Annotated in this window: 12 protein-coding genes; 11 read left to right on the top strand and 1 reads right to left on the bottom strand. The window is 55.1% G+C overall.

Annotation, left to right across the window (positions count from 1 at the left end; genetic code table 11):
- Positions 1-13 precede the first annotated feature (13 nt).
- The 5 genes from acs (at position 14) to ONV78_RS13135 (ending at position 4,629) form a co-directional block, all read left to right on the top strand.
- The gene (acs, locus tag ONV78_RS13115; protein WP_216737803.1) at positions 14-1,966 is read left to right on the top strand and encodes an acetate--CoA ligase; all 1,953 of its coding nucleotides are present in this window, start codon (positions 14-16) and stop codon (positions 1,964-1,966) included.
- A 129-nt stretch (positions 1,967-2,095) separates the two neighbouring features.
- Entirely contained in the window at positions 2,096-2,359 is a 264-nt protein-coding gene (locus ONV78_RS13120; RefSeq protein ID WP_216737802.1) for a glutaredoxin family protein, read from the top strand.
- A 2-nt stretch (positions 2,360-2,361) separates the two neighbouring features.
- Positions 2,362-3,132 carry a peroxide stress protein YaaA gene (gene yaaA / locus ONV78_RS13125; protein ID WP_279503648.1) on the top strand — a complete coding sequence of 257 codons (771 nt, stop codon included), beginning with the start codon at positions 2,362-2,364 and terminating at the stop codon, positions 3,130-3,132.
- Positions 3,133-3,192: 60 nt separating this feature from the next.
- Positions 3,193-4,317, top strand: coding sequence for an SGNH/GDSL hydrolase family protein (locus ONV78_RS13130; protein WP_279503650.1), 1,125 nt, complete (start codon positions 3,193-3,195; stop codon positions 4,315-4,317).
- Positions 4,318-4,428: 111 nt separating this feature from the next.
- Positions 4,429-4,629 carry a DUF2788 domain-containing protein gene (locus ONV78_RS13135; protein WP_127969420.1) on the top strand — a complete coding sequence of 67 codons (201 nt, stop codon included), beginning with the start codon at positions 4,429-4,431 and terminating at the stop codon, positions 4,627-4,629.
- Positions 4,630-4,735: 106 nt separating this feature from the next.
- On the opposite strand, the gene ONV78_RS13140 is transcribed toward ONV78_RS13135, so the two are convergent.
- On the bottom strand, positions 4,736-5,770 hold the full coding sequence (locus ONV78_RS13140; RefSeq protein WP_279503652.1) for a LacI family DNA-binding transcriptional regulator: 1,035 nt from the start codon (positions 5,768-5,770) through the stop codon (positions 4,736-4,738).
- A gap of 392 nt (positions 5,771-6,162) precedes the next feature.
- On the opposite strand from ONV78_RS13140, the gene ONV78_RS13145 reads away from it, so the two are divergent.
- The 6 genes from ONV78_RS13145 (at position 6,163) to ONV78_RS13170 (ending at position 16,799) form a co-directional block, all read left to right on the top strand.
- The gene (locus ONV78_RS13145; protein ID WP_279503655.1) at positions 6,163-6,798 is read left to right on the top strand and encodes a hypothetical protein; all 636 of its coding nucleotides are present in this window, start codon (positions 6,163-6,165) and stop codon (positions 6,796-6,798) included.
- 877 nt (positions 6,799-7,675) lie between these two features.
- Positions 7,676-9,694: a glycosyl hydrolase family 18 protein gene (locus ONV78_RS13150; RefSeq protein ID WP_279503657.1), complete on the top strand. Its 2,019-nt coding sequence runs from the start codon at positions 7,676-7,678 to the stop codon at positions 9,692-9,694.
- A gap of 415 nt (positions 9,695-10,109) precedes the next feature.
- On the top strand, positions 10,110-11,837 hold the full coding sequence (locus ONV78_RS13155) for an RICIN domain-containing protein (protein WP_279503659.1): 1,728 nt from the start codon (positions 10,110-10,112) through the stop codon (positions 11,835-11,837).
- Between the two features lie 211 nt (positions 11,838-12,048).
- Positions 12,049-14,697: a family 20 glycosylhydrolase gene (locus ONV78_RS13160; RefSeq protein WP_279503661.1), complete on the top strand. Its 2,649-nt coding sequence runs from the start codon at positions 12,049-12,051 to the stop codon at positions 14,695-14,697.
- A gap of 185 nt (positions 14,698-14,882) precedes the next feature.
- Positions 14,883-15,356 (top strand): VOC family protein, encoded by a 474-nt coding sequence (locus ONV78_RS13165; RefSeq protein ID WP_216737794.1) that lies wholly within the window; start codon positions 14,883-14,885, stop codon positions 15,354-15,356.
- 273 nt (positions 15,357-15,629) lie between these two features.
- Positions 15,630-16,799 carry an FAD-dependent oxidoreductase gene (locus tag ONV78_RS13170; RefSeq protein ID WP_279503663.1) on the top strand — a complete coding sequence of 390 codons (1,170 nt, stop codon included), beginning with the start codon at positions 15,630-15,632 and terminating at the stop codon, positions 16,797-16,799.
- Positions 16,800-16,891: the final 92 nt, after the last annotated feature.

Below are 16,891 nucleotides of genomic sequence, written 5' to 3' on the forward strand. Positions count from 1 at the left end.
ATAGAGGGAGTTTATGAGTACACACGAAACCCATCCTGCGCCGGCCGACATTGCAAAAAACGCATGGGCCGACAAAGAGACCTACTTGCGCATGTATCAGGAATCCATCGAGGATCCGGAAGGTTTCTGGAGGCAGCATGGAACGCGAATCGATTGGATCAAGCCTTACACCCAAGTTAAAGATGTCGACTACTCGCAGCAGAACCTGCATATCCGCTGGTTCCAAGACGGTACGTTGAACGCCTGTTATAACTGCCTTGATCGTCACCTGCCGCAACGCGCGCAGCAGACCGCCATCATCTGGGAAGGCGATGATCCCGCCGACGACGCCAAAATCACTTATCAAGAGCTCTACGACAAGGTTTGCAAACTGTCCAATGCACTGAAGGACATGGGGGTCAAGAAAGGCGATGTAGTGACTATCTACATGCCGATGATTCCAGAAGCCGCCATGGCGATGCTGGCCTGCGCACGGATTGGCGCGCCGCACTCGGTGGTATTCGGCGGTTTTTCGCCGGAAGCGTTGGCCGGACGCATCGAGGACTGTAAGTCCCGCTTCGTCATCACGGCGGATGAGGGCGTACGCGGCGGACGCATCGTGCCTCTGAAAAAGAACGTCGACGCCGCTGCGGAGATTACCGCCGGCAAAGGCGCGGAAGTGGATAAAGTGCTGGTGGTCAAACGCACTGGCAATGCGGTGAACTGGAGCGAAGGTCGCGACGTCTGGTATCACGACGCTGTCGCCAATGCGTCAACGGACTGCCCGCCGGAAGAAATGTCGGCGGAAGATCCGCTGTTCATCCTTTATACCTCCGGTTCCACCGGCAAACCCAAGGGCGTGCTGCACACCACTGGCGGCTACATGGTGTACGCCTCCATGACTCACCAGTACGTCTTTGACTACAAAGACGGCGATATCTACTGGTGTACGGCGGATGTGGGCTGGATCACCGGCCATAGCTACATCGTATACGGACCGCTGGCGAACGGCGCGGTCACGCTGATGTTCGAAGGCGTGCCTAACTATCCTGACGCCTCCCGTTGCTGGCAAGTGGTGGACAAACACAACGTCAATATTTTCTATACCGCGCCTACCGCCATCCGCGCGCTGATGCGTCTGGGCGACGAACCGGTAGTGAAGAGCTCCCGCAAAACACTGAAACTGCTTGGCACGGTCGGCGAGCCGATCAACCCGGAGGCATGGGACTGGTATTACGATGTGGTTGGCGAAAAACGCTGCCCCATCGTCGATACCTGGTGGCAGACCGAAACCGGCGGCATTCTGATCACGCCGCTGCCCGGCGCCACCGCGCTGAAACCGGGCTCCGCCACGCTGCCGTTCTTCGGCGTAAAACCTGCGCTGGTGGACAACGAAGGCGCATTGCTGGATGGGGCTGTATCAGGCAACCTGGTGCTGCTTGACAGCTGGCCTGGCCAGATGAGAACGGTTTACGGCGATCATCAGCGTTTTGTGCAGACCTATTTCTCCAGCTATCCCGGTATGTATTTCACGGGCGACGGCGCCCGTCGCGACGAAGACGGTTACTACTGGATCACCGGTCGTGTGGACGACGTGTTGAACGTCTCCGGCCACCGTCTGGGCACCGCTGAAGTGGAAAGCGCACTGGTGGAGCACGACGCGGTAGCGGAAGCGGCCGTCGTGGGCTTCCCTCACGATGTCAAAGGGCAGGGCATCTACGCCTATGTCACTCTGGGCGTGGGCTTTGAGCCTTCCGACGCATTGCTGAATGAGCTGAAGCAGATGGTGCGCAAGGAAATCGGCCCCATTGCGACGCCGGATGTAATTCAATTCTCTCCCGGCCTGCCGAAGACCCGTTCTGGCAAAATCATGCGCCGCATTCTGCGGAAGATTGCGGCGGACGAGACGGACTCCCTGGGCGATACCTCCACTCTGGCGGACCCTTCGGTTGTGGATGATTTGATCAGTAATCGCGTCAGAGCCTGACCCAGGTTTCTGAAATGACAATGCAGCCCCTCCGCCGTCAGGCGTGAGGGGCTTTTTTTGTTCCCGCCGGATAATCCGGGCTAGAATAGCCGCCTGTTTTTATCGAGCTGTCCACTGGAACAATCGCCTATGCGTACTTTCAAGTTGTACGGAACCCTTGGCTGCCATTTATGCGATGTGGCGGAAGAGGTGATCAACGATGTACTGGAAGCCAATCCTGATGCATTGAACTTTATCGCCCTTGCGAAGGTCGATATCAGCGACAGCGATGAGTTGATGACGGCCTACGCTGAACGCATTCCGGTGCTCGCCTGCGCGGAGACACAGGCGGAACTGGCCTGGCCCTTCGATCATCAGGCGTTTGTGAATTTTCTGAATCAGAACCTGAGGTAAAGATGCTGATTGTTGTATCTCCAGCCAAAACGCTGGATTACGAAACCCCCGTACCCACCACTGAGAATACACAACCACGATTTCTTCCCCAGAGCGCTGAGCTGGTGGATATCCTCAAGCAGCAGGAGCCCTGGCGCTTGAGTGAACTGATGAGCATCAGCGATGAATTGGCGACGCTGAACGCCAACCGCTATCAGTCCTGGTCGTTGCCGTTCGACAGCGACAACGCCAGACAAGCGCTGTTCGCCTTCAAGGGCGACGTGTATACCGGCCTTGACGCCTATAGCTTGAGCGAGGACGCGATCAGCAATGCTCAGCGTCAGTTACGCATTCTGTCTGGCCTGTATGGGGTTTTGCGTCCGTTGGACCTGATGCAGCCTTATCGTTTGGAGATGGGGACGCGTCTGCAAAACCCGAAGGGAGCCAACCTGTATCGTTTCTGGGGCGACGCCTTGACCCAGTCGCTCAACGAAGAAGCGCGGGAGACGGGAGCGGATGTGCTGATCAACCTCGCCTCCAATGAATACTACAAGGCGGTGAATGAGAAGAAGCTTGCCGTGCCGGTGATTACGCCTATGTTCCTGGATATGAAAGCAGGCAAATATAAGGTTGTCAGTTTCTGGGCGAAAAAGGCGCGGGGCATGATGACCCGCTACATATTGGAAAATCGTTTGCAGCGCCCTGAAGATATCAAAGGTTTTGATACGGACGGCTATCGCTACAATCCTGCGCTGTCCGACGGCGCGCAGTGGGCGTTTACCCGGGATCACTGAACGAAGCGTTCGGGGCGTCGCCAGGGAAACAACGAATCTTAATGACATGAGCTGATCCACGTGAGTGAAAATACCACCAAACCTAAACGAGAAATTCTGTTTACCCTGATCTCCGTGATGATCGCCGTTGCGGTGGGACTGACAGGCGTTGAATTCGCTCTGGGCTACCTGTCGAAACAGGCCGCCGCCAGTGAAAAAATGGACCCGGGACTTCTGCAATACGACGCCGAGCTAGGGTGGCGATTGGGACGAAGCTGGAGCGGAACTCACGAGCACCAGGACTTCAAGGTGCACTATCAGACCAATCCTTTGGGGCTGCGCACGCCGGTTTCCACTTTGTCGGCGGATAAAAAAGTGGCGGTGGTAGGCGATAGCTTCGTATTTGGGTTGGGAGTCAATGATGGCGAGACCTTTACGGATCTGTTGAACGAGCGCAGTTCCGAGTGGCGTTTCGCCAATTTTGGAACGCCGGGTTATAGCACCGACCAGGAGTTGTTGCTGTACCGGGATTTGGTGAGCAAATTCAAACCGACCAAGACATTATTGGTGGTCTATCTGGGCAATGATCTGCTGGACAATCGCCTTGCGTACCCCTTGCAGGCGATCTACGGCAAGCCCTTCTTTGCGTTGAACGGCGGCGAACTGGAGCTGCAAAATACGCCTGTACCGCAAGCGCCGAAGCCGGCTGGGTATCCCTATACATTCACCAGTGAAATGACCCGCGGACTGCCGGAAGCCCCCTGGAAAAGTAGTCTGCGCGCCCTGCATATCGGTCAGCGGTTGTTGGCTTTGATGGATGATCCTGAGCAATACCGTTCACATTTCGCCAAGAAATTCGAACCGGACTTGCAACTGATGCAGGCTCTGGTGAGCGCAATGCGTAAAGAGGCGGAAACTGTCGGCGAAGGGGATGACGCATTCATGGTCGCGTTGTTGCCGGGACGTTCTTATATTGCTCAAACCCGGTCTTTGCCTGCTTATTATCAGGAGTTTGTTCGCGGGGCTCTGAAGCAACGATTTGAAGCGATGGGCATACCGGTTCTGGACGTGGCGGAAGAACTGAGCGCGCAGGCGCAACAGGACGGTGGGGACTGGTATCATCCAAATGAAGGGCACTTCACTCCCGCCGGCCATAAGGTGGTCGCGGACATACTCTGGAAAAGCCTGCAGGGGCGGTTGCAATAACCAACAAGGTAATGGGCTGTGTAACATTAAGCTTTAGGCGGCCGGTCCTTTGTCTGTTTACTTATTAACCTTGCTGCGTATAATGGGCCCCGAATTTGGGAGGAGAAATTTATGTCCGTTGAGCAGTTTGAAAATCTGAGCCTGGTGGTTTTAATTTCGGTGTTGGTCGGTTTCATGGCCTTCATCATTTACGATTTGGCGAAGCGTTCCAAAGCAGGCAAGTTCGGTACTTTTATCCTGTTCACTGCATTGGGACTGGGTGTCCTGGGCTTTGTGATCAAAACCGTTCTGGTTGAAGTGTTGAACGTCTAGTCGTCACAGATTTGCAAAAAAGCCGCCCCGGAGTGATCCGCGGCGGCTTTTTTAATGCTCTTGCAATCTGCTTTTCTGGACAAGAAGCGTGCAGAGTGGAGGTGGGTTAACAGGATTCCCGCACTACCAGCTGCGCTGTCAGCAAACGATTATTGCTGGTGTCTCCTTTCAGAACCGCCTGTGCGGCCAGACGCCCTTTGGCGACGCTGGGCTGATGGACCGTCGTCAGGCTGGGGCGCCAGTGCGCGGCGTCGGGAATATCGTCGAATCCGACGACTTTGACGTCGTCGGGAACTTTGAAGCCCAGGTCCAGACTGGCCTGGATCGCGGCTAAAGCGAGACGGTCGCTCATGCACAGTAGAATGCGCGGGCGGGGGCTTGCAGACAAGGCTTCGCGGGCAGCCTGATAACCGTTCTGGAAATTGCTGTCGGGGGTGTGCCAGATCATATCCGGCCGGATGTGCCGGTCCATGGCCTCTGCGGCGGCAAGATAGCCGTTGAGGCGGCGTCTTGAAATCGATATCTCATCCCCAAACATCTCTGCGTCCTTAATGCGCCGCACCTCATTTAGGTTAAGCAGGCGCAGGCCAATAATGGCTGCTTCGCCGTCTGAGCGCTTAAAAGCATGCTCCGCGCTTTCACGTGCGCCGCTGAAATTATCCACATTGATGGAGGTATGGCTCTCGCCCAGATCGAAGTCTACGGTGATCAGCGTTTTCTGTTGCTGGAGAATGCGCTCCACGATGCTTTCGTCATTGGGGCGGCCGTACATTATAAATGCGTCGGGCACCGATTCAATGGAGCGGTGCTTGTAATAACCCGCGCGGGTAGGCAGCAGGAACATGTTGACGCCATTGCTGTCGAATACTTCTGCGACGCCCTGTAGAAACTGGCTGGCGACCGGATCGGTAAAGTTAAAATGCAGTCGGTCCGCCACCATAACGCCAATAATGCCGCTGGTGCCGCGACGCAGGCTGGCGGCTGTGGCGTTAGGGCCGTTGTAGCCCAGTCGCAAACATTCTTTGAGGATATGGCTCCTCAACTTGGCCGATAGTTGGTCCGGCCGGTTATAAGCGTTGGATATGGTCGCGGTTGATACACCCAGCTCCGACGCCACATCTTTCAAGGTCAATTTCTTCACTGTTGCTCCTTGTTATTCGTCGCCGTCGTTCGGCAGGTTTTATTAAACATTCCACTTCCTTGTATGTTGATGAGTCCGGTTCGGCCCCTCGTGAGGGCATTCGGATAAATAGAGGGTCCTGTCGCACAAGGGGTACAGCGCGACATGGCGGCATAGGGAGTCTAATTGGCTGGAAATTTATGTCCACTAATTTTGCGGCAAAAATTAGGTATTTTTACGTAAAAAGTGAAAGTGTAGCGTAGTTTGTGCAGATAAACTTGTATTGTGGGAAAATTGTTAACGAGTGTTCACTTTTTTATAAGGCTGAATATAATGCGCGTCCCTTTTGTTGTTCTCCTCATTTTCGAGGAGGTTCCTTTGTAGTTTTGGGAAGTTCCCATCAAGGTATTTTAATGAAGTCTTTTGTTGTAAATACGCTGGCAGTCGCAGCCCTGTCTGTTTCCTGTATGTCTGTTCAAGCGGAAGAAGTTCAAGATTCCCGTAGCCTGTATTTTGCTCTTACTGGCGGTTTTACTTTTGGCGGTGACGAGTTCGTACAGTCTGGCACTCTTGACGGTGTTGATGAGCTGGAAGCTGGCGGGTTGGTAAATCTGGGGGTAGGCGCGTACTGGAAATCAAAGTCTCAGCCTCTGGCGGCTCAGGTAACCCTGAATTACCATTTTGACTATGCAGATGAAAATGATGTCGAAGCGACTTTTGACCGGATGCCTGTTGAAGCTGTTCTCTACTACACCGGTGTAGATAAGTGGCGTTTTGGCGCAGGCGTGCGCTATGTGGCCAGCCCTGAGTTAACTGCCGAGTATAAGAGCAACAAGTTTACTGCTGACTTGGACTCCAATATTGGATTTGTTGCTGAGGCAGGCTACTTCCTTTCTTCTACCGTCATACTGAATTTCCGGGCGGTAGCGGAAAAATATGACGTAGAATCATTGAATGTAAATGGTTCTCATCTTGACATTCCTTCCAGTGCGTATAAGAAGGATATCAGCGGCAACCACGTTGGTGTGAACCTGGTCGCGCTGTTCTAATTAGCCGCAAGCGAACTCTCGTGTGTAAGAGCCTCCCACCGCAAGGTGGGAGGCTTTTCTTTTATATAGGGGCTGGGCTGTCCGCCTGCGCTTATTATCCTTCTCTTTACTTTTCCCGTCTCAACTCGACTATAAGTCCAATTCAGGGCAGGTTGTAGTCCATCAATACCATTTTTATTGACCAATAAGACCACTTTTTCTTCCAGATAAACCTAGTGATCTTCTGCCTGCAACTTTCGGCGTGATATGGACACTAACGCCGAACGATTGAAAAATAAGGGTTTGTCACGGTGTGTAATCGTTCACACAAATTGACTAGGCTCTTGGGCGGATTGTCTTGGCAGGGGGAATCCCTACACTGGTATGCGCCTTGGTACGTCGCATGCATACCTGTTAGAAAAAACAGAAGACGCCAGTTAAGCAAATTAAATACCAAAAAACTACCATATTGGAATATAGGAACTAGTTATCACTTTTGTGGTATCTAAATGGTATTTTTAAATTGACTGAAAGTCTCAAATAGGTATTATCTGGTATATGAAAGCATTTCCTTGCGCTTTTTTGTGATTTGCCGCTTACGGATATTGTGAGGAATACATAGGGCAATGCGACCTGATTTTCGGAGAGAAAAAGGAAAATTTAAAAGAGGTTCCGAAAAAGGGGCGACTGTGAAGTCCGGGTTGGATTGCGTTATGAAAGCGCTTTCGTTCAGTGATGGGTTGTGTAGCGTCGGCTGATGGGCGAACGGGAGAAAAGCTCTGGTTGATGAGGCTTCATAGATGAAGTCTGCGCCGGAGTTGCGCCGATTGTGATCGTTAAGATGGCGAACGGACTTTTCCTACTTCTAATAACGAATCGATAACCTTAGGACGATCCTATGTATATGGACAAAAAACACAGCAAATCCGGCTTTATGAAGACCGCGCTCTGTGCGGGCCTCATCGCCGCATCCCAGGCCTCCTGGGGCGTTGAATGCAGCCAGGTGTCCGGCGCCTGGCAGGATGGCGGAAATTACTCCGCCGGTCAGTATGTCACTTTTAACTCCGGCATTTACTCCGCTTTAGTAAACCACACCGCTCATCTGGGCGCTGGCTGGACGCCGGCGGTCGGTTCGTTGTGGCGTTATGAAGAGCCTGATCATTGTGATGGCGGTGGCGACACCGGTGGAGATAACGGCGGAGACACTGGCGGCGATAATGGAGGCGACACCGGCGGTGACAATGGAGGAGATACTGGCGGCGACACTGGAGGAGACACCGGCGGCGACACTGGAGGAGATAACGGCGGCGATACCGGTGGAGACACTGGAGGCGATACCGGCGGCAATAACAACGGCGGCGATGATTGCGACGCCAGCGCGCCAGCCTGGAGTTCCTCTACGGTTTATACCCAAGGTAAGGAAGTCTTCCATAAAGGCGCTGTTTACAAGGCCAAATGGTGGACGCAAGGCGATGAGCCCGGCGCCAGTGAATGGGGTCCATGGGAATTGGTGGACGCGTCCGGTTGCCCTGGCGATGGCGGGGATAACGGAGGCGACGACGGCGGTGACAATGGCGACGGTGGAGATAACGGAGACGGCGGCGATAATGGCTCCGATGATCCGATCGACACTACTGGCTGGCCTAAGCCACTGATGGAGAACAACAAGCCCTATCAGAACACTACAAACAGTGTTGTCGGCACTTACTTTGTGGAGTGGGGCGTCTATGGCCGCAACTTCCCGGTAGAGAAAATTCCGGCGCAAAACCTGACTCACCTGTTGTATGCCTTCATCGCCGTGTGCGGACCTAACGAATCACTGCGGGAGGCGAATCCGCAAGGCCACTCTGTGTTGATGAATGAGTGTAGCGACCAGCCTGATTACACAGTCACTATCCACGACCGCTTCGCCGCGCTTGAGAAGAGCTATCCCGGTGACAAGTGGGATGACCCCATGCGCGGTAACTTCGGCCAGTTGAGACGTCTGAAGAAAACCAATCCCGACATCAAGATCCTGCCTTCCATTGGCGGCTGGACGCTGTCTGATCCGTTCTTCTACTTCGCCAACGACGCGCAGAAGCGTGCGGTGTTCGTTAGCTCCGTGGTCGACTTCCTGAAGACATATAAGTTCTTCGACGGCGTCGATATTGACTGGGAATACCCTGGCGGCGGCGGAGCCAACACCGGTCTGGGCTCTCCGCAGGACCGCGATGGCTACGCTGAGTTGATGCATGACCTGCGCACCGCGCTGGATAAGCTGGAAGCGGAAACCGGCAAAGACTACCAGTTAACTTCGGCGGTAGGTTCCGCGCCAAGCAAGATTGACGCTGTGAACTACTCCAACGCAGTACAGTACATGGATTACGTCTTCGCTATGACGTACGACTACTACGGCGGCTGGAACAATCAATTAGGTCATCAGACTGGCCTGTACGCAGGCGATCATGAGATCCATGAAGGCTTCAGCTCCGACGCCACCATCAATAACCTGATGAGCGCAGGCGTGCCCGCCAACAAACTGGTGCTGGGCGCGGCCATGTACGGACGCGGCTGGAAAGGCGTGACCGGCGGTTCAGAGACTGATCCATTCGCAGGAACCGGCGGCGGCAAGCACGCAGGCACCTGGGAAGACGGCGTGTTGGATTACCGCGCTATCGAGCAGAAGTTCCTGGGCGGCGCCAACGGCCAGGGCATCGATGGCTACAAGTATTTCTACGATGAAAAGGCGGAAGCGCCCTTCTTGTGGAACTTCTCCAACGGCTCGTTGATCACCTTCGATAACGCCCGTTCGGCCAAAGCCAAAGGCGAATATGCGCGCGACAAAGGTCTCGCTGGCGTATTCACCTGGGAAGTCGATGCGGATAACGGAAATATCCTCAACGCCGTTCATGAAGGCTTGGGGCATCCGCAACAGTAGCCCTTGTTGGGGGTAGAATCGGCACTACCCCCTTTTTTTACTACAGACGGTTTTCACTACTGACGATTTTGACTAGTGACGATTTTGACCAGTGATGGTTATAGCAAGTAGGGAAGGCTGCAGGTAATTCGTCACTGACTTGGATCAAGTAGTCGCCGTAACGCTAAACCGGATGGGCTAAGCCCCCATCCGGTTTCCAAAGCACAGCGATGAGATCGCGTGCGGTAATCAACATTTTTTCGGATAAACACTAAACCGGCATTGACTGCCTTTGTCCAACGAGTGAAAAATGAAAACGCTTTCATGCAAAAGAGTGGTAAGTCAGCGCATTTTTCCTTTTGGAAGAGCTGAAGTGTCTATCCGAAAAAGTGCTCTGGTTTCTCCATTCAAAAAACCAATAAATAAGGAGAACTCGATGAACAAGAAACACTGGCCGGCTTCCGCGCTAATGACGGCGTCCATCGTCGTCGCGGGTTGCGGCAGTTTCGCCGCCAATGCGGAGATTCCGGAAGGGGTCTATCAGATCAAATCCAAAAAAAGCGGCTTATGTCTGGACGTGTGGAGCGGTTCCACGCAGCAGGCTGCGCGCATCGTTCAATGGCAGTGCCATGACGGCAATAATCAGCGCTGGAAAATTACGCCTGCAGGCGGCGGCAGCTACCGGTTGCTGGCTATGCACAGCGGGCTGGCGATGGATGTGGAGTCCGCCTCCACCGCCAATGGCGCCGGGCTGCAGCAATGGCCAGATAACGGCTCCGGGGCGCAGCGCTTCAAATTTGAAGATCTCGGTAATAATGAATTCCGCATCATCAATAGCGGCAGCGGCAAATCCCTGGATATCGAGGAAGCCAGCGTTGAGCCGGGCGTCAGGTTGCAACAGTGGGACTGGAACAGCGGCGATCATCAGCGTTTCTATCTGATGACGGATGGCGGACCCACGCCTCCTGGCGCGTCCATTCCCGGCAAGATTGAAGCCGAGGATTACAGCGCATTCTCCGACACTACGTCAGGCAATACTGGCGGTGGTTATCGTCAGGACGATGTGGATATCGAAGCGACGGCGGATCAGGACGGCGGCTTTAATGTCGGCTGGACGGCTCCAGGCGAGTACCTGCGTTATAACCTGAACGCCGGCGAATCCGGCGACTATAAAGTCACTTTACGTGTCGCTTCCATTTACGCCGGTAAACAGGTGGTTGTGAAGCTTGACGGCGCGGACGTCAGCGGCGCGCTGGCGGTCCCCAACACCGGCGGTTGGCAGAACTGGGCGGATATCAGCTTCAACGCGAACCTGTCATCTGGAGCGCATCAGTTGGAAGTCGCCTTCCTGACTGACGGCATTAACCTGAATTACATCAATTTCGCCAAAGGCGGCGATCCTACTGATCCCACCGATCCGCCCGGGTGGACGCTGGTATGGCGGGATGAATTCAACGGCGACAGCATTGACCTGGGCAAGTGGGAGCACGAAGTCAACGGCAATGGCGGCGGCAACAATGAGCTGCAGTACTACACCGCGCGTTCGCAAAACTCCTGGGTGTCCGGCGGCAAGCTGCACATTCAGGCGCTGAAAGAGCGCTACACCGGACCCGAAGGAACTCGTGACTACACCTCCGCCCGTTTACGCACGCTCAACAAGGGCGACTGGAAATACGGCCGCTTTGAAATCCGCGCCAAGCTGCCATGGGGGCAGGGCATGTGGCCAGCTATCTGGATGTTGCCGACAGACTGGGTTTATGGCGGCTGGGCGGCCAGCGGCGAGATCGACATCATGGAGGCGGTCAACCTGAAAGGGGCGGGCGGCAATGAAATCTACGGCACGCTCCACTATGGCGGCGAATGGCCCAACAATACCCACACTGGCGATCACATGGCGCCTTCCTCCAGCGTGGTGGATCAATTCCATACCTACGCACTGGAATGGGAAGAAAACGAAATTCGCTGGTATATCGACGGCGTGCATTATCAGACGCAAACCGACTGGTACTCCACCGCTGCGCCTTATCCTGCGCCGTATAACCAACGCTTCCATATGATTCTGAACCTTGCCGTGGGCGGTAACTGGCCAGGCAATCCGAATGGATCAACTGTATTCCCGCAGTCGATGGAAGTGGATTACGTGAGGGTGTACCGCAAAAACTGAGGAAAGCGATTTTCCTCAGTATGGACCGATTAAGACAGTATCTCGTTAACAACAAGAAAGCCCCCGCCGCGACTTCGGTCGTTGGCGGGGGTAAAACCGCGGCCCGCCTGTTTGCAGTTAGGGTTGGTCGGCACAGCGTTCGGCACTGAATAGATAACAACAATGTGTAACAACGCAACGCCTCCAAGGGCATATAAAGGAGAACGTTCTTATGACATACCGAGGAAATCAAACCCGCTTGAAGCGTTTATCTCTGTGTGTGGCCATGCTGGCCGCAATGCAGGCGCAAAACGCGGCGGCGGAAACTCTGCATACCGCTGCGGCGCCCACCGGTTTTGATGCGCAGCAGTCGGCGCAGACGGTGTCGGAATTGGGGGTGACCTGGCAGGTGACGGACAATTTGCAGGACAGCTATAACAGCTTCCTGGCGGATTTGACCATTCATAACCGCGGCGCCACGGACCTGGAAGCGTCCGGGTGGACCATCTATTTCAACTTTGTGCGCGATGTGCTGGCGGTGACGCCGTCGGATCAGTTCAATGTCGAGCACATCAACGGCGACTTTTTCAAACTCACTCCCGCGGCGGGCTTCACTGGCCTGAAAGCGGGGGAGTCTCTCAAGATTCAACTTAAAGCCAGCTTCTGGGCGATCAGTAAGTCCGATGCCCCCGCCGGCTTTTATATCGTTAAAAATGACGGCTCTGGCGGCCAGAGCGTTGAGGCGATCACTGACGTGACGCTGGGGGCGCAAACCACGCCGGAGCAAACGCAACGCTTTGATGGCGACAATATGCCGTTGGACACGGCGGAAGTGCGCTTTGAGCGCAACCGCCAGTATCTGGCGGCGGCGCAAACTGGCCCAACGTTGTTGCCGACGCCGGCGTCCATGACTGTGAATGAGGCGGAGAGCCTCACTGTTTCGGCGCCTTTCAAACTCTACTTCGACCGCCGTTTCATGCGTGAAGGACGTTATCTGCAAAGCCAGCTTCAAGCACTGGGCGTGCCGGTGGAAGTGGTGCGTCGCTGCACAGACGCGGCCAACGCCATCTGTTTGCAAGGCGCGCAAAGTCATGGGCGTCCTGGCTCCGATGAAAGCTATCAGTTGAGCACCAGCGCGGCTTCCGGCGTACGCATCGCGGCGGACTCTCCTACTGGCATGTTCTATGGCGTGCAATCGCTGCTGGGCCTGCTTCCTCTGGAAACCTACCAGGGCGGCGGATTGCCTGTGCGCCTGCCAGTCGTGGAAATTTCCGACGCGCCGCGTTTTTCGTACCGGGGCATGCATCTGGATGTGGCGAGACATTTTAGCCAGCCCGAAAGCGTCAAAAAGCTTATCGACGTCATGGCGCTGTACAAACTGAACAAACTGCATCTGCACCTTTCCGATGATGAAGGCTGGCGACTGGAGATTCCCGGCCTGCCTGAGTTGACCTCCGTCGGCGGTAAACGGGGACATTCCGAGAACGAGCTGGATAATCTGGTTCCCTCATTCGGCTCAGGGCCCTTTGCGGACAGCAATAACGGCTCCGGGTATTTCTCCCGTCAGCAATATGTTGAGTTGCTGCGTTACGCGGCTGAGCGTCATATCGAAGTGGTGCCGGAGTTCGATCTGCCTGGGCACGCCAGAGCGGCGATCAAATCCATGGAATCCCGCGCCAAGCAGTTCGCCGACGCGGGTAAGCCCTATCAGGGCAGGAACTTCCTGCTGAGCGATCCTGAGGACAAGTCGGAATACAAGTCTGTGCAGGGTTGGAAGGACAACGTGGTGAACCCTTGTATGCCAACCACTTACTTCTTCATCGACAAAGTGGTCGGCGAGGTGTCGCGCATGTATCGGCAGGCCGGCTTGCGCATGCCTGCTTTCCATGTGGGAGCGGATGAAGTGCCTGCGGGCGTCTGGAAAAAATCTCCCGCCTGTACCCGTATGTTCGGTTCAGAGGAATTGAGCGCGGACGACGTGGAGATGCTGAACCGCTTCTTCAACGCCACCGTGACCGGCATCGTCGCCGCCCACGGAACCAAGATCGCCGGCTGGGAAGAACTGGCGTTCATGCATGAAGACGGCGGCAAAGTGGTCAACCCGCATTTTGTCGGCGGCATCATGATTCCCTATGTGTGGAACAACGTGTGGGGCTGGGGTACGGAGGACAACGCCTACAAACTGGCTAACGCCGGTTACCCGGTGGTGTTGGCCAACGCCACCAACCTGTACTTCGACCTGGCTTACCAGAAAGACCCGGAAGAACCCGGTTATTACTGGGCCGGTTTTGTGGACACCCGTCGCGTGTATGAATTCACGCCGATGGATGTATTCAAAGCCGCGTGGGTGGATCGCATGGGCAACCCGTTGACGGACGATATGTGGAACGACCGCACCCGTCTGGCGGCGGATAAACGGGACATGATTCTCGGCGTGCAGGGCGAACTGTGGAGCGAGAACGTGAAAACGGAATCTGACCTGTTCTATCTGGCGCTGCCCAAGTTGCTGGGACTGGCGGAGAGAGGCTGGTCGCCGCAACCGGATTGGGCGAACGAAGCGGATCAGGCGCAACGTCTGAGCGGGCTGAATCAAGCCTGGAGCGGATTCGCCGCGCGGGTCGGCGCCTATGACCTCAAGCGTCTGGACAGCTGGAACGGCGGTTATGACTTCCGCGTGCCGCCTCCCGGCGCCAAGGTGGCTGACGGCATGCTGGAAGCGAACTTGTCCTTCCCTGGCCTGGAGATCCGTTACACCCTGGACGGCTCCGAACCAACAACCGAATCGCCACTGTATGACGGGCCTGTCGCCGTCAGCGGCGGCGTTAAACTGAAAACATTTACCCCTTCGGGTCGCGCCAGCCGCACAGTGGAGCTGAATTAGCCGCGGATTGGTAATTCTTGACCTACACTCCGGAGTTTTTGCTGGGAACTCCGGGGTGTCTTTTTGTCACTTGCGCAGACTTCTATTCAGGCGGACAATGCCTTTTCCGGATCAATGACATGCTGCAGTAGGAGTACGAATAGGGCGCTGTATTCGGATACACGCAACCCTGCCACGGAGGTCCTATGAGCAAGCAAGTGAAACCCATCCCGGATGGCTATCATTCCGTCACTTCCTATCTGATTGTCAAAGGCGCCGCTGACGCGCTGGCGTTTTATAAACGCGCTTTTGATGCTGAAGAAATCATGCGTATGAATGGCCCACATGGCTCCATTGGGCATGCGGAAATAAAGATTGGCGATTCCCGCGTCATGCTTTCCGATGAGTGCCCCGAAATGAAATTCGTTGGCCCGCAAACGCTGGGCGGAAGCCCCGTCGCACTGATGTTGTACGTACCAGATGTGGACGCTACCTTCGCCAGGGCGATAGCCGCCGGCGCCAAAGAGCGGTTAAAGGTAGAAGACAAATTCTACGGCGATCGTAGCGGCAGTCTTGAGGACCCTTTTGGCCATGTCTGGCATATCGCCACTCATATTGAAGATGTCAGTGAACAAGAACTGGCGGAGCGGGCGAAGAAATTCATGGAAAGCCAAAGCTGACGCACATAAGGACGCATGCCGGAGTCCTCGTGTCATGGATTCCGGCTGCTTTTCACTTCTTTTCCTGTCTCTCCCTGTCTCCCCTTGTTACCCCCCCCCCCAATCACTTCGGATGTTAGTTCTGGTAAGCGGGGCTTGACTCGTCGTACTGACCTAAAGTCGTGTTTTTATTCCCTGGTGGACGTGGTTTTATCGAAGTCTCAGCGTGGTGGACGGTCATGCGCATGACCTGCGTCTGCGACGGGACTTATCGAAACAAAAGGAAAACGCGAGATGAAAATAGCCATACTGGGCGGTGGAGTCGCGGGCGTCAGCACGGCGATTGCGCTGACGCAAAAGGGTTTTGATGTGGCGATATACGAGCGTCGTTCAGCGCCAACGGATGTCGGCGCGGGCATTGTGATATGGCCAAATGCGGCCTATGTGCTCGATCAGCTTGACGTTCTGAATGACATGGCTGCGTTATCCGGGCGTCCCACGCATATGCGTAGACTTTCTCTCCACGGGGAGGAGCTTGGCTCCATGGATATTCTCGATATTAATCGGCGTATGGGCTATCCCAGCCTGTCTGTATTGCGGCGGGATTTACAAAGGGTTTTGCTGGCGAAGCTCGATGCGTTGGGAGTCGAAATTCGCTATGGCCATGCGGTAGCGGATATTGAACAAGAGGGCCGGGACCGGAGCTGTATCCGCTTCGGAAATGGCGCGCAGGCGATGGCTGATGTGGTTATCGGCGCCGACGGGCGCATGGACTCCCCATCAAGGCGCTACGTGCATGGCGACAGTCGGCCGGTATATCAGGGCTTTATCAACTGGGTGGGGGTTTATGAAGCGCAAGAGGATGTCTTCACTGATATGGCGGTGCGTGATTACTGGGGCGTGGGGGAACGTTTCGGCATCGTGCCGGTCAGCAAACGGACGGCGTATTGGGCGGGAGCGATAGTCAGCAAGTCCATAGAGAAGAGCAATCCGGAGCTGTACAAAAAGGAGCTGCTATCGGTCTTCTCCGCGTGGCCGTCGCTTGTCGCTAAGATTATTGAAGAGACCCCCATTGAGAGCATTCATAAGGTCTATGTGCATGACCATGATCCTATCGAGTTATGGCATAAGCGCAATGTGATCATTATCGGTGATGCCGCCCATGCGCCGCTGCCCACGTCTGGGCAAGGCGCCTGTCAGGCATTGGAGGACGCCTGGCATTTGGCGAACTGTCTGCAAGAAAATCCCCGCGACCTGGATGCGGCGTTTACGGCTTTCACCGCTCTGCGCTCGGAAAAGACGGCGGATATCATTCGGGCGGGGCGCTCCCTGGCCTCAGCGCTGTTTAATACAGATGCATCCTTTTGCGAGGCGAGAAACGCCAGCAGCAAAAGTTCAAACTTTGCAGAGATCGCCAAAGGGATGGCGCAGTTTTGGGGGCGTGGTCTGCCTTTGAATGCGTAGCTTGCGCCGCCGCATGCCGGGCCCCTGAGGGCCCTGAAGAATGGATCGCAGCTCGGTATTTCAGGTAAAACTTAGCTGTTGACGATATGTAC

Source organism: Hahella sp. CR1 (assembly GCF_029813005.1).
Classification (GTDB): Bacteria; Pseudomonadota; Gammaproteobacteria; order Pseudomonadales; family Oleiphilaceae; genus Hahella.